Here is a 16,462-nt window from a genome sequence, read left to right as displayed (position 1 = left end):
TTATTCTATTTAACTAATAATTTATCTAATATAAAATTAATAAATTTGTAAGAATTATTTTCACTATATCTTTTAGATGTAACAATAGCTTGATCAATAATAATTTTTCTATCAATGTCTAATGTATGGAACTCACAAAAAGCTTCCATAATAATTGATAAATCAACTTTATTTAATCTATCTATTTCCCACTCTTCTTTAAGTAATGGTTTGATTCTAGATTTAATATTTTGTTTATTTTTAATATAAAAGGCAATTACTTTAGCAATGTCTTTGTCTTTTAACTCTGCTAGTTCTTCATTGAATTTTAAAATGCAATCCTTATCACCTAAATTCATAATTAATGTAGAATAAATAAAACGAAAACAAGCAACCCGTTTTTTTCATTGTGTTATGGTTTGCTTATTTTCAATTTTATTATTGGCGATATTTGTTTTTTTGTTATTAAGACTCATAGCTGAAAATAACTAAACTATTACTAATTCCAAATTGCATAGAAAGAGTAAATAAAATTTGGTCATATAAATTTTTTTGTTCCACTAATGAAATATTAGTATTTTTATTGAAAAATAATTCTACTTTTTTAAGACTATTTTTTTTAGTATCAAAATCTATTTTTACTAAATCTTTCTTTTCTACTACATCTAAAGCTAATCTTTCAATAATAGAATGAAGATATTTAGAATCTAGATTTACACAACCATATTTATTTGATGATAGTTTAATCATTATTTGTCCCTCCCAACATATTTGCCATCTACTGTGTTTACTATAATTTTTTCACCAGTTTTGATAAATTGAGGAACTTCAATTTCTAATCCAGTTTCTAATCTTGCTTTTTTCATAGCCGTTTGAACAGTGTTACCTTGAACTGCTTCTTCAGCAAAGTCTACTAATAAAGAAACTTGATCAGGTAAAGAAACATTTAGTACTTCTTCACCATATTTTAAAATACTAACCTCAGAACCATCTACAATAAAGTTTTTTTCTCACTTTAATTTGTTAGCATCAATTTCAATTTGTTCAAAAGATTCACCATCCATAAAAACTAATGTATTTTTATCAGCATAAGAATACATTGCTTTCACTTTATCAATGATTGCTCTTTCAAGTTTTTCACCAGTTAAAACTTCAACTGTAATTGAACTTGTTCTTAAGTTTTTAACTTTACACTTAACAATTCCTTCTCTCATAGCAGTTTTGTTAAATGAGTTTTCAATAACAAGATATAAATTATTCTTGTAAATAAATGTGTTGCCAGGTCTAAGATCTTTGGCATGGATAATTTGTGACATACTTATATAAACCTATCTAAAAAGTAAAAAATGCAGATATATTTAAAATTTTATCAAATTATAAAAAAATAAACAAATCTATTAAGAAAAAAATGCTAATCACTTAAGCAATGTTTATGAAAAAGAAAATAAAAAATGATAACAAGCATTTGCTTATTATCATTTGATAAATCTATATTAATTATTTTTCTAAATCAGCTTTTGTAAGCTTTGGAGTTGTATGAACTTTAACTTCATAGAAAATTTGTTGTTTTCTTTTTTTCTTAGGAGCTCCATTTACAGTTACTGGTCCATCACTTGGAGTTGATGAAGCACTACTTCCTGCTGGTCTTCCAAAGAAACCTTTTTTAGCAGGTTGTTCTGCTGGAGTTTCAGCTGGTGCTGCAGGTTGTTGAACAACTGGTTGTTGAATGATTATAGGTGTTGGAGCAACTGGTGCTGCATTCATTTGAGATTTTTCTTGAAGATCTGTTAATTTCTTAGTACCTAAATTAATTTCAGCCAATAGTCTTAGTCTTTCTAATTCTAGAGTTTCATCAATTTTTCTACGTTCTTCTTCAATCTTTTTTAAACCATCAACATAATCATATTCATCTTTTTTAGATTTATATTTTTGTTCAATAATTTCATCTAAAACATCAGGACTAATTTGTTGGTTTTGTAAGTTTGCATTTTTTACTTTTTGTTCAACTTCTTCTAATTTTTTAGATTGTTTTTCCAAATCTGCAACTGTTTGAGCTTGAATTTTTGAAAGTTCTTTTAACTGACTTAAAGTTTGTTCTAAAGAATTCATAAATTCTTTTTGTTTGTAGTTTGATCCAACAACATCTGTTGCTTCTTTTTTAACTAAGAATTCAATTTCTTCTTTAGATAAAGTTTTATCTTGATTTCTTAATCTGTTAATTTCTTCTTCTTGTCTTTGAACTGTATTTTCTAAATCAATAATTTTTTGATTTTCTAATTCTCAATTAGTTGGTTCAACTTTTTGTTCTTCAATAAAATTGTTTTGAGGTGCAAAGTTTGATTTAATAATTTCTTGTGATTCTTCATAAGAAATATTATCAAGGTCATTATTTATACGGTAATTATTAATCCTAGTAATCTTAGTTCCTGGAATTGGTGTTTTACCATTGTAATAATTATGTTTCATATCATCTCCGTCATATAGATATTCATTTATTAACAGTTGGTTATCTTTATTAATATTATCATTATTTGAGTTATATAACGCGTTTTTTGTTATTTCGTCAAATAATTCATTTCTTAAAATTTGATTCTCATCTAGTTGCTTTTGTAATTGGTTTTGTAATTCAATTACTTTTTTATCAAGTTCAGTTAATTCATCAGAAGTTTTATTATTAGTTTCTGAAATTCTTTTTAGTTCATCTAAGCTTTCTTGTAAACTTTCAAAATCATTATCTACAATAAACTCAACATTGCCAAAACCATTTTCTAATAATTCTTTTTCAAATTCACTAATAGATTTTGTATTATTGTTTTCAATATGTTCTTTAACTAATTCTCTTGCTTGATTATTAATTAAGAAATCAACATCATCTTCATTTAAACTTTTAAGAATTTCTTTTTCACCTTTTGTTAAATCATCTATGTTTTGAGACTCAACATATTTTATAAATTCAGCTGAGTTGAATTTCTTTTCTTTAATCATGTCAGCAATTAAATAAATTAATTCTTTTCTATCATTAGATAACTGATTGATTTGGTCTGTTTGTTTATCAATTAATTTTTCTAATTCAGTTAATTTATTACCACTTTGAATTTGAGCTTCATACACTTTTAAAAATTCTTTATGAGCACTTTCAGAATTGTATATGAAGTTATTAATCATATCAGGTGTTACACTATCATCAAAACCTAATCCACTGTTATTTTGATTTAATAAATACTCTTCAATTTTTTCTTCAGCTATTTCTCTAGCTTTGTCAGAGATATGTCTTTCTAAATCTTCAAAACTTTCAAACTTACCGTCAAAGTTAAAGTTACCTGTTAATAGTTCACTTTCTTTGAATCTCATTAGATCTTCAAGATCTCTTATTCTTTCATCAACTTGATTCCTAAGAATTTCATTTTGTTCTTTTTGTCTAGTTAATTCTTCTTCTAAGATATAAATTTTGTCTTGATTTTTTCTAATTTCTTCTCTAGCTTGAACTTGGAATAAACTTAAAGACTCAACTCTTTCTAGTGCTTCATTAAAAGTTTCATTAGCAGAATTAACAACTTCTTCAGTAGTGTAGTGAAATTTATCTTCAAGTAAAGCTATTTCTTCTTCATATCTGTTATTAATTAAATCTAAAGCCTCTTGTTTAGAGATAGATCCAGATTGGTTTAATTTTTCTTGAATATTAGAAAGGATATCGTCCATCAATTCTTGTTTGAAAGACTGAGCATTGAATTTTTCAAAAGCAATATTTTCTAAATTTAAGAAAAAATTCTTTAAATATTCATTCATCTCAAGAATTTTTTCACCAGCTATTAAAATAATTTTCTTATCGCTAGGAAGTTTTTGAAATTCTTCATTAAGTTCTAACTCTTCTAATCTTGTCATAAATTTTTGCTCATTAATCATAGTAAAATCCTTTCTAATTATTTCAATTACTAATTATTATCCTTTCTCTTTGATGAAACAAATTCATTGTATTCTTTTTCATAGAATCAGTTTAAATCATCATCTTTAACTTCTGGATTTTCTTCCTTCAAATCTTTGATATTAAAATTTAAATTATTTAATTTTTCTTTGAAAGTATTTTTTAAACTTTCACTATCTAATCTGCTTAGTATATCTTTTACTCTATTTGTAAAAAAGTCATTTTGCAACTCACTACTAGGAGCATCATTATTTTTTACATATGAGATTGTTGCTTTTCTTTTAATTTCATCTTCAACTAATGTTTTAACTAACTCAATAACACTTGAAGTTAAATCATCTCTTCAAACACCAAGTAACTTCTTCAAATTTGAATTGTTATTGTAGAAGTCATATCCTGAGAATTTTTCTTCCATCAAGTTACTGAATTTATTCAATAATTCTTTTTGGTCATTAATTTTTTCAGCTAATAACTCATATGAATTATCTTTATCAACTTTTAAACCTTCTAAATCTTCGGTTTGTTTAACAACTAAGAATTCTAATTCTTCAAGTAAACTATTGCACTTCATCATTGATTCATAGTTTCTGATAATTTCTTGACCATGTAAATCAATAGTTTTATCTCTCTTAGTTAATTCAGCATAAACACTGCTCAATGCTTCATTTTTAATTTTAGAAATATTGTTTTCAACTTCACTCTTTGTTGAATCTAAAATGATTCTTGAACTTGCATCAATTACTTTTTCTTCAATGTTCTTAGTAATAGAATCAATATCTCTTGCAATTTGACTTAGTTTTTCATCAACAACATAATAGATTTTATCTCTAATAATCATAGATAACTGAGATGACTCTTGAATCAAGTTAGCAATTTCAGACTCACTTAACTTAAAGTTATCAATGTGATTCCCTAATTCATTAATACTTGATTTAATGTTTTTGATTTCACTTCCATATAAATCATTGTATTTATGTTCGATAATTTCTAATTGATCTCTAATGTCATATTTTTTATCCATTAAATCCATTTGAGAAGCTATATCATAAACTTTGTTTTCAATTGATGCAATTGAATTATTAATGTTTCTATGTTCTTGTTTGAACTCAGATAATTCTAAATCAACTTTATTAGAAATATGATCAAGTCTAAATTTGAATTCATCACCTAAATAATTGTTGTTTTCACAAATCATGTTAGTAATCTTAGATTCTAAAGATTTTTGGAAAATCTTAGAAGATAAAACATTGTCTAAGAAATTGTCGATGTTAGTTAAATCACTAACTTTGATTTCTAATTCATTAATTTTTGATGAATTAGAAGCAATCTTTGTATCAATAACTGCAAACTTTTCAGTATTAGATGCATCTAAAGCTTTAACTTCTTTTCTAACATCTTCAATTTCATTTTTATTGCTATTAGTTTCAATAACTAAATCATCTTGTTTGTTAGATAAGTTTTCTACTTTGTCCTTAACATTTTCAATTTCAATGTTTAGTTTAAGTAATGAATTTTTATTTTCTGAAGTTTGTTTTTTAATTTCATTTATTAATTCATTTAAATCTTCATCATATCCAAATCTAGCATTGCTGATTTCATAAACTAAACCTTCTAACTTAGTTAAAAGTTTATTGCTTTCAACTCAAGCAGAACAAATCTTTTCAATTTCTTGCTCAATCTTAGCAAAGTTTTCTCTACTGCTAGTTATCTCTTGTATAAATGATGTATTGTTGTTACTAAGAATATTAGTTAAATCTTTTTGTTGAGATCCAATAGTATCAAGGTTAACTTGATAGTCATTAATGAAACTATTAAAACTTTCTTTTGTATATGCTAATTCACTAGTTAAACTTTCAATTTTAGAATTTGCATCTTCTAATTTAAGATTTAAAAGCTTTTCAAAACTTTCCATTAATTCTTTTTGTTGAGATGAAACACTGCTTTCATCATCAACAAAAATTAGTGGTTGTTCATTTTGGTCTATGTAATTGCTAGAAAAGTTAGAGCTTTCATTTTCAGTAATTACTTCATTGGTTTTGTCATTAATTTTTGAAATAACTTCACTTAGGTTATTAATCATTGATCCCATGTGATCTTCAAAATTATTAAACACACTTTGTAATTCATTTTTAAAAGATGAAAATTGATTATTTGTAGAATCAGATTCATTAGACTTTTGATTATTATAGTAAGAAGTATCATTACTGAATGAATCAAATAAACTATTTTCTTTAATACTTTCTTGTTCAAAAGAAAAATTTGAATTATTAGAAACTAATAAATTTTCAATTCTTTTAATAAGTTCTTTAGATTCTTTGCTATCTCTTTGTAACATTTCAATTCTTTGAGAATTATCAAAACTTTGTTTATCTAGTTTGTGTAGATGTGAAACTATTTGGTTATCAATTAAATCTGTATTTTGGTTGACAGAAAAACTAGAGTCATTTTTTGATGACACTAGATTTCTAGCAAGAAATTCTGCTTCTTCCCTTATAAGAATATTAGTTTCAACATCGTCTTGTCTTGGTTCTATACTTTCCAAGTACTCTAGTTTTTTGTTACTATAGTTTTTCATCTTTTTTTCCTTAAACTAACAGTTTTATTTTGTTTCTTTTAGTTTTAATAAGTCTTCGACTTTTGCATAGAAAGCTTCTATTTCTTTCTTTTTGCTTTCAGATTCTATTATAAAACTTTTAATATTTTCACTATTTATTTTTAATTCTATAATAGAATCATCATTTTTATTGACATATTTTTTTGAAACATCTGAATTACTGTTTAAAAGATCTGATTCAATATCCTTTAATTTTTCATCAAATGTTTTAAATCAACTAGGGTTATCAATCTCATCATTTTCATCTTCACTTATAGAATAAGCGGATTTTATTAGTTCTAAAGCAACCTTAAGTTGGTCTAAATTTTTATTAAATGTTTGAGTGAATGAGTTAAAAGTTTCTTCTAAATATTGTCTTACTTCATTGTTTAAATTAACTTTAAACTTATCAGTATTAACAACATTTGAGATGTCTTCAGAATCGCTTGGGTTTGATAAAGAATTTAAGTAAGCTAATTTTTCTTTAACATCTTTGTATTGTTCTTCTTTTTCTTCTTCAAAAGAACTAATTTCCATATTTAAGACTTCAATTAAATTATCGATTGCTTCAAGTTCTTTATTCTTGTTTTCATCATTGATTGAATTAGAGTTTCTTATTTTTAAAACTTCTTTTTCAATATCACTAACTTGTTGTCTATAGTCATTAATTTCTTTTTCTCTAACTTTAAAAATTGATTCTTTGAATGCTTGTAATTCTTGATTGAATTCATTTTGAATAATTTCTTTAGAATCTTCAAACTTAGATAAAATCTTTTTGATTTCTGGATCTTGGTTTTCTGATGAATCATTAAATAATAATTTAATTATTACTTTTTTCTTTTCATCAATTATTTCAAATAATTTTCCAATTTCTAATTCAAGTAGAGAAATTTTTGAATAGATTACAGATTTGTTTTTAAAGTTTTTTGCACTTAATAGATCAGTTTTATCTTCACCTAGTTCTTTAAGATAAGATTCATCAATTTTTTTAATAACATTTTCTAAGTCTTTTAATTGTTCATTTACTAATTGTGAGCTTAAGTCATCACATAATAAACTTGCTTTATATTCAACTAAACAATTAACATCTTCATTACTGCTATCAGCTAAAAAGTTAACTAGTTTTACTTTTTGTGAATAGATGTTTTTTAAGTAGTCTTTAGTATATTTAACTAAATCTTCTAATAGTGTGATTTTTTGATATTCAATAGAATAAATATCACCATTAGTATTTAATATACTATTTTCAATTTGACTTTCTTTTAATGCAATTAAATCTAGGTGAGATCTTAGTAACAAGTTTTTAACCTTGTCTAATTCTTTATTAAATTCTATATAGTTTTCTTTACTAACTTCTAAAGTATCTAAGTTGTTTACACTTTCAGAAACTTCTTTTAAAGCATCTTGGATAGAATGCAATCTAATTAAGTCAATGTTGTTTTTGTTTTCAAAGTTTATAAAGATTCTTGTAGATAAATCAACATTGTTTCTTGAAAGATCTGCAACTTGACACAAGTAGTTAATAATAACTGCATCTTCTGATAATGATTTTTTAAAGATTGAAATTAAAGCTTTTTGTTCTAATTCAAAAATACTAAATTCATTTTTTAATAAAGCAAGAATTTTGTCTAATGATTTATTAACTTCACTTGCTTCCTTTAAAGCAACTTCGTTTTTCTTGTTTGCATTAATCAATTCAAGATATTTATTATTTTCATAATTTAATTCTTCAATTGTTTTGTTATGAAACAATATTGTTTTATTAAATCATTTTAATGCTTGTAGAACTTTATCAGAATTGCTTTCAGACAATCTTGCATTAACTGTATTTAAAATACCAGTTAAATTCTTTTTAGATAAATTCAATAAATTAGATATTTCAGAAATTTTAGAAATTATCAAGTTGTATGCATTTATATCAAATGATGGGGCAAAAGTAACTTCATTTAATTTGCTAATTTCTTCTAATTTATTATCTACAAATGATGAAATTACACCATTTTTGTTTTCAACAGAAGCAACTAAATCTTTATATCAATTATCTAGTTTTGAAATTTTATTTTTTAATTCAAGGTTATCTATGTTTTTAACAGATTCTTCAACTTTTAAATAATTTTGATCATTTGAATTTGCTTCACATTTACCTGAAATATAAGCTTGGATTTCATCTAAGATTTGATTCTTTTTGTTTAGCTTATCAACAGAAGCTAAGATTGGATTTACATTATCAATCTCTTCTTTTAAATCATCAATTTTTTGTTTGAATGAAGCTACATCACTTGGTTTAATTAACTCATCAATAATATTAAAGATATTTTCAAAAATTGAATATAGGTCCTTTTTCAAGAATGAATAATTTTCTGTTAAATTTTGTTCAACTTTTAAAATATTTTCATAGCCTGCTGAATTGTCATCAATTAAATGTTGGCTACTAATTTCAGTAAATTTATTTGATAGATCAGATTTTAGACCTTCAATTTTGTTTCCTAAGTTATCAACAGAAGTTTTTAAATAATCTTTTAGATTTTTGAAGTCTGCTGATTGAATTAGGTTTTTACTGTTTTCTTCTTCAATCTTGTTTGTAAATTTTTGAACTTCATCAATTATGTAATCTCTTTCTTCTAATAGAGATCCAATATCTTGATTTTGAATATTAATAATTTCATTTAGTTCATCAAAAATTTTAAATATTAATGCTTGTTTCTCTTTTTCTTTTTGAGATAAATTAGCATAGTTACCTTTTAAGTTTTCAATGTATGAAACAATTTCTTTAGAGTTAATTTTGTTTGATTGCAAGATTAAATTCATTGCATCAACTTGTGAAGCTTCTAAGATTTTATTTTTTGTTTCTAATTCTTTAATTAAGAAATCAAAATTCTTATTGATGCTTCCAATTCCTAAACTAATTCCTTCATTAATTTCATAACAGAATTTCTTAAGTTCTGAAGCAATCTGTTCTAGTGAATCTTTACCATATGAAGAGTATAAGTTTTCAATTGATTTAATTAATGATGCAAAGTTGTTTTTGAATTCTTCACTTAGTAGTTCATAGTTTTTTGATAATTGAGAACGAATTACATCTAAAGTTTTCTTGTCACTTTCTTCTAAATTATTTCCAAGATTTTGTAATTCTATTGAATCTACTTTTTCATTAAAGTTTTCACCAAGTTTTTTAATTTTTTCTTCAAAGTTATTAGAAATGTTATTAATAGATGATTCAATATCATTTAATTTTTTGTTATCTAGTGCTTCTTTTTTATTAGTTAAGAAGTACTCAACTTCATCAATGTATTTGTTGTTTTCATCAATTAATCTAACAATTTCTTCATTTTGAATATCAATTAAATACTCTAATTCTTTTAACTTATCATTTTCTTTAGTTAGAGTTCTTGCATCTAAATCACTAATAAATTCATTGTTTGAAGATTCAATTTTTTGAATATAAGAAGAAATGTTTTTTTGGTATTCTTTGTTTAATTCATAAACAAAGTTAATTAAATCCATTCTGTTTTCTTCAAATGATTTAGTTTTTTCATCTAATTTTGCAATGAAGTCTTCAAATTTGTTGTTGATATTATCAAAGTTAGAGTTAAATCTTTCAACTAATCCACTATTTAAGTTTTCAAATTTGTCCATTAATTCATTTGAATTTAATTCATTTTCAGATCTTAAATTTTGAATTAGACTTCTAAACTCATCATTAATTTTTTCTAATAAATCATCAATTACAATTTGATTGTTTTCACTCTTATGAATAATGTCTTCAGTTACAGTTTTTAAAACATCTCTAAATTGATCAAATTGACTATTAACTTCTTCAAGTTTATGGAACTGTTCATTTCTATTTATTTCATTAATAGAATTAGCTTCAGATATGTCTTCTAGAATTTTGTTCAATTCTAGTTTTAATTCATTTCTTAGAATTTCATAATTTGAATTTAAATTATCTTCAACAGAGTTTATAACACTTGCTAAAGTAGAATCTTTATCATCAAATAAATTCTTTAAACTAGATAGATCTAAATTAGAAAGTTTTCTATCAAAGTTAAATTCTAAATCTGTAATTTTTTTATCAAAAGCTGAAATAATATTTCCAATTGAATTTTCTAATTTAACAAAGTTTTCTTTGTTAAATAATTCTTTTTTCTGATTCAAGAAGTTTTCAATTTCTTCAATGAAATCATTCTTATCATCAATTAATGATTCAATTTCACTATTTTGTAAATCAATTAAAGTTTCTAATTCTTTTAATTTGATTTTTTCTTTATCAAGTTGAGCTTGTTGCATTTCATTAACTAAACTACTTGTAGATTTTTCTAGTAAGCTAACATAATTGAAGATTTCTTCTTGATTGTTCTTGTTTGATTCAATTAGCATGTTTAAAGTATCAACATTGCTGTTTTCAATATCTTTAGTTTGAACTTTCATTTCTTCAATTAGTCTATCAAACTTAGAATTCATTTCCATGATTGATGAATCCATTTTGATTGCTAAGTGTTTGTTTGAATGCTTAATGTCTTTAACTAAATTTTCTCCAATTTGATTTGTAGAATCTTTGAATGAAGAAATTAACCCTTTAAAGCTTTCATCAATATTTGAAATAATGTTGTTTAATTCATCATAATGAGAGTTTTCTTTGTTAATAAATCCTTCAGTAACTTCTTTTAATAACAATGTGAAATTATTGAATTGTGAATCTAATGAATCAAATCTAGATTGATTATTTAAGTTAATATCTTTAATTTCTGTACTGATGTCAGCAATTTTATTAGTTACATTTTCAACATTAGTATTAACTTCATTTAAGTTATTTAAGATATTACTTAAACTATCTTTAAATTCATTTTTAACTAATTCATAGTTGTAAGATAATGAACTTTGAACTGAATCAAAAAACTCTACTTGTTTACCATCAATTTCTTCTGATAATGAGCTTAAATCAATGTTTGCAAGTCTACTATTAAAGTTTTCTTCTAAAGCAGAAATTTTGTTATTAAAGTTAACAATTGCATTATTAACTGAATCTTCTAGTCTGTTAATGTTTTCATTGTCTAATTTGTTTTTCTTGTTTAGTAAGAAAGTTTCCACTTCATTAATGAAATCATTCTTTTCATATAAAAGACTTTCAATTTCTTCATTTTGTAAAGAAATTAATTCTTCTAATTCTTTTAACTTAAGATTTTCATTATTGTATTTTTGAGCTTCAATTTGATTAATAAACTCATTATTGTTATCTTCTAAATTCTTAATGTAATTAAGAATTTCTCTTTGATGAGATTTGTTTTCTTCAATAATTGAATAAATTACATCCAATTGACTACTTTCAAAATTCTTATTTTGGTTTTTAATTTCTTGGATTAAATCTGAGAATTTATCACCAATTTCACTAATAGTGTTATCAAGTTTTTTATTTGTTCTAAGATTTGTTTTCTTGATCTCATTATTTAATTTTCTAACAGTTCTATTGTTTTCATTTCTTAACTTAGTAATTAATGATTCAAATCTAGTGTTGATGTCATCCATTATATTGTTAATGTTTTCATAGTTGCTTGAATTCTTATCAATTAAGTTTTCTGTAACTTCTTTTAATAAATGTCTAAAACTATCAAATTGAGTATCAATTGAATCAAACTTTGCTTGGTTGTTTAAACTAATATCTCTAATTTCAGAACTAATATCACCAATTTTGCTGTTAGTATTTTCAACTGTGTAATTAACATCATTTAAATTACTTAAGATACTACTTAAGCTATCTTTAAATTCATTTTTAACTAATTCATAATTGTGAGAAAGAGAGTTTTGGACAGAGTCAAAGAATTCAACTTGTTTTCCATCAATTTCTTCAGATAGTGAACTTAAATCAATATTTGCAAGTTTGTTATTAAAGTTTTGTTCTAATTCTGAAATTTTGTCATTAAAGTTTCCAATTGCATTATTAATAGAGTCTTCTAACCTAATAATGTTTTCATTATCTAATTTATTTTTCTTGTTTAATAACAATGCTTGAATATCATTAATGAAGTCATTCTTTTCATATAATAGACTTTCAATCTCTTCATTTTGTAAAGAAATTAATTCTTCTAATTCTTTTAACTTAAGATTTTCATTATCAAATTTTTGAGCTTCAATTTGACTAATAAACTCATTGTTATTTTCTTCTAGATTCTTAATGTAATTAAGAATTTCTCTTTGATGAGATTTGTTTTCTTCAATAATTGAATAAACTACATCTAACTGACTATTTTCAAAGTTTTTATTTTGATCTTTGATTTCATCAATTAAATTGGCAAATCTATCCCCAATTTCAATGATGCTATTGTCAATCTTTTTGTTTGTTCTTCAGTTAGTTTTCTTAATTTCTTTATTAAGTTTTCTAACTGTTCTATTGTTTTCACTTCTAAGCTTAGTAATTAATGATTCAAACTTAGTATTTAAATCATTCATTACATTATTAATGTTTTCATAGTTGCTAGAATTCTTATCAATTAAGTTTTCTGTAACATCTTTTAATAAGTGTCTAAAACTGTCAAATTGAATATCGATTGAATCAAATTTAGAGTCAAATTTATCAAATGATAAATTTTCAATTCTGTCAGAAACGCTTGAAGATAATTCATTAACATTGTTGATAACTTGAACAATATCATTATTTAGTTCATTCTTAATGATTTCATAGTTGCTTGTTAATTGTTGTTCTAGGTTTCTAAAGAAATCATTTTGATTTCCAGATAATTCAGATTTAAATGAGTGAATGTCAATTTCTCTTAATCTATTTTCAAAATTAATTTCTAAGTTTTCAATTTTATTGTTTAGTAATTCAATAATTTCTTGAGCAGATTGTTTTAATTCATTAATGTTTTCATCATTGAAATTGTTTTTCTTTTCTAATAAGAAAACTTCTAAGTCATGGATAAAATCATTCTTTTCTTCAATAAGAGCTTGAATTTCACTATTTTGTAATGAAATTAATTCATCTAATTCATTTAGTTTTAAGTTATCTAATCTATGATTTCTCTTATCAACTTCTTCTAAGAATTTATCATTGCTTGATTCGATGTTTTTAATTAATCCAACTAATTCTTTTTGGTTAGCTAAATTAGTTTCTAAAATGTAATTAATTGTGTTTGCTTGATTGCTTTCAGCGACTTTATTCTTGTTTTCAATATCAGCAACTAAATTAGAAATCTTTTCTGAGATTTCTCCAAATTCTTCACCAATTTTATTTCTAAGATTTAAGTTAGTTTCAGCAACATTTTTTGCAATGTCTTCACTATATTTAACATTCTCTTCTTTGATTCCACTAATTAAATCTTTAAAGTTGTCACTGATGTTGTTAACAATAGAATTCATTTCATCATATTGTTCAGTATTTTTATTAATTAAATTTTCAGTAACATCTTTTAATAAGTATCTAAATTGTTCAAATTGACTATCAATGTCATTGAATCTCTTATCATATGTTCAACCTTGTTGATTTAATGATCCATATGCTTCATTCAATTCATTTACATTGTTTAAAATTTGAGTTAAATCTTGTTTAACTTCTTCTTTAACAATTTGATAATTATTAACTAGAGTTTCTTCTATCTTGTTAAATAATTCTTTTTGATTTTCATTAGTTGCTAAATCTAATGAATCTAAATTAATTGTGTTTAATTTTCTATCAAAACTATATTCCAAATCATTAATTTTTTCATTGAAATTAAGCATTACATCATTAATTGAATTCTTGATGTCTAATATCTTTTCATCATTCAGTTTTTCTCTTTTTTCAATTAATAATTGTTCAACATCACTAATGAATTGATTCTTTTCATCCAATAGGCTTTCAATTTCTTCATTTTGAAGACCAATTAATTCTTCTAATTCACCAAGTTTCAAACTGTTTTGAGCAGCAGATCTCTTTGATTCTTCTGAAATCAAATTCATCTTTTCTTCTTCAATAGTTTTAATTAGATTTAAAACATTTTCTTTGTGAGCTTCATTTGCATTTAAAACTTCTAAGATAACTGAACTATAAGTGTTTTCATAGTTTTCTCTTTCAGAAGCAATTTTAGAAATTAAATCATCAATTTTCTTGTTGATTCTTCCTTCAAATTGTCCAAAGTTTTCTTCATTAACACTACCATCACTTAATTTGTTAGCAATTGGTTCTAGCATATTAGCTATTTTAGAAAATTGTCTTTCTAATTTATCTAAACGAACATTGATGTATTCATTCCCTGCACCAGCAAAAGAAAAGTCTTTGTTTTTAGCAACATCAGCATTAAAGTTTTTAATAACACTTAAAACTTGTTCTAATTTTAATAATTTAAATTGTAAAAATTCTTTTTGAGCACTATATGCATCTTTTAAAATTTCTTCTATTTCAATTGGAGATTTTGAAATATAGTTAAAAATTTCATTAACTTGATTAGAAAGATCAGATTTTAATTGATCAAATTCTAATGTATTTAAATTCATTAATTTATATAAATCATCTGAGAAATTATTAATTGCTAAATTAACATTAGATTTAACTTCTTTAAGCATTTCTTTAATAGAAATAGCTAAGAATTCAAAATCAATTTTATTTCTCTTTAAAGATTCAAAACTACTTGCAGATAAAATGTTAGAAACTTTGTTTCACAATTCTTCATTAACTTCTTCACATTTTTCTTTAATTGATTCAACCAATTCAATGGCTTTTTGAGCAAAGAAATTATTGCTAGAAATAACTTCATTTGTTAATGAGTTGTTATTAAATCTTACTTTTTCTAAATTCTCATTAATTCCAAGGATTAATTTGTTACAAGTATCACTACAAAACAGTTTTAGATTACTAATTAGCTTTTCTAAAACTTCTTTTTTAAGTTCTGTATTTTGAATAAAATTTTCAGAAATATTAAAGTATTGTTCAGAAATATTTCTTTCAATGAATGAACTATCAATTTTATTTAAAAATAAGAAATCATTTAATGACTCTAAATTAGCAGGTTCAGAATTATATTTAATTTTTTCTGAATGGATTTCAACTTCAACTTTATTAATTGATGTTTTTAATTCTTCAAGATTATCAACATCTATATAATTAATTCCATTTTCTAAAATAGAATTATTTAAATTTGTTTTAGGAGCTGCTAGTTCATTTAAAGTGTTTACTAATTCACTTTCTAATTGGTCATATAAATCATTGATTGAATTTTTATAACTGTTTTTAACAATTTTATTTTCTTTCTTAGAAGAACCAGTGAAATTAATTTCAAATAATGAATTTATCTTTTGGTTAAATTCATTTTTATATGCAATTAGTTTGTTACTAACTCTTTTGATGTTTTCTGGATCTACAATATTTCCAATAACAACAAAGGTTTTTAAGAATGACTCTTTGTTAGAACTGATTTCATTAATTTTTTTAATTTCAGATTCAAATATATTGTGGACATTAGTAAAGAAGTCTAAGAACTTTTTGTCATTCTTAGATTCATTTTTTTCTTCAAATTTGTCTTCAAAATATTCATCTTCTATTTCATCAACTGGAAAATTATCATTTTTTAAAAAAGTCAAAATTTCATCTTTATTACGAGATGAAATTTTAGTATTTAAATCAAAATCATTGTTTTCTGAATCATAACTAGGTTCAAAATTATAAGATTTTAAATCTTCTCTTCCTTGTGAGTTGATAAAATCTTTAAACATACTTAATAGATGAGATTCTTTATCAAAGTTCTCAATGGCCTTTTCAACTTCATTTTTAAGAACAGACACCTTTGAAAACAATTTCTCATTATCATTTTCTAGAATATTTAAACTCTTAGAAATTTCTGAATTTTCTTTTTCTAGTTTTTTCCTATTTGGAATATAGATGTCAAAAATTTCTTCATTATTTTGATGTTTTACATTATTAATATCATTAATAATTTGATCAACTTGATTTTTTAAATCATTTATTTTATTTGTTATTTTCTTGTTCGTTTTCATAATATTCT

6 protein-coding genes are annotated in these 16,462 nt (G+C 23.6%); all 6 read right to left on the bottom strand.

Translation table 4 applies throughout. The features are described from left to right. Positions 1–5: 5 nt before the first annotated feature. Positions 6–338: a transcription antitermination factor NusB gene (locus MYPE_RS00840; RefSeq protein WP_044891342.1), complete on the bottom strand. Its 333-nt coding sequence runs from the start codon at positions 336–338 to the stop codon at positions 6–8. Positions 339–444: 106 nt separating this feature from the next. Beyond that, a complete protein-coding gene (locus MYPE_RS00835; RefSeq protein ID WP_011076986.1) occupies positions 445–729 on the bottom strand; it encodes a hypothetical protein in 285 nt (94 codons plus the stop codon). Continuing rightward, positions 729–1,295, bottom strand: coding sequence for an elongation factor P (efp, locus tag MYPE_RS00830; RefSeq protein ID WP_011076985.1), 567 nt, complete (start codon positions 1,293–1,295; stop codon positions 729–731). Before efp ends, MYPE_RS00835 begins: the two co-directional genes overlap by 1 nt. A 181-nt stretch (positions 1,296–1,476) precedes the next feature. Next, positions 1,477–3,861 carry a hypothetical protein gene (locus MYPE_RS00825; RefSeq protein WP_152023086.1) on the bottom strand — a complete coding sequence of 795 codons (2,385 nt, stop codon included), beginning with the start codon at positions 3,859–3,861 and terminating at the stop codon, positions 1,477–1,479. 50 nt (positions 3,862–3,911) lie between these two features. Continuing rightward, positions 3,912–6,476 (bottom strand): hypothetical protein, encoded by a 2,565-nt coding sequence (locus tag MYPE_RS00820; protein WP_011076983.1) that lies wholly within the window; start codon positions 6,474–6,476, stop codon positions 3,912–3,914. Positions 6,477–6,500: 24 nt separating this feature from the next. Beyond that, positions 6,501–16,454 carry a hypothetical protein gene (locus MYPE_RS00815; RefSeq protein ID WP_011076982.1) on the bottom strand — a complete coding sequence of 3,318 codons (9,954 nt, stop codon included), beginning with the start codon at positions 16,452–16,454 and terminating at the stop codon, positions 6,501–6,503. Positions 16,455–16,462: the final 8 nt, after the last annotated feature.

It is taken from the genome of Malacoplasma penetrans HF-2 (genome assembly GCF_000011225.1).
GTDB lineage: Bacteria > Bacillota_I > Bacilli_A > Mycoplasmatales > Mycoplasmoidaceae > Malacoplasma > Malacoplasma penetrans.
This window is presented reverse-complemented; position numbering and strand designations above follow the sequence as displayed.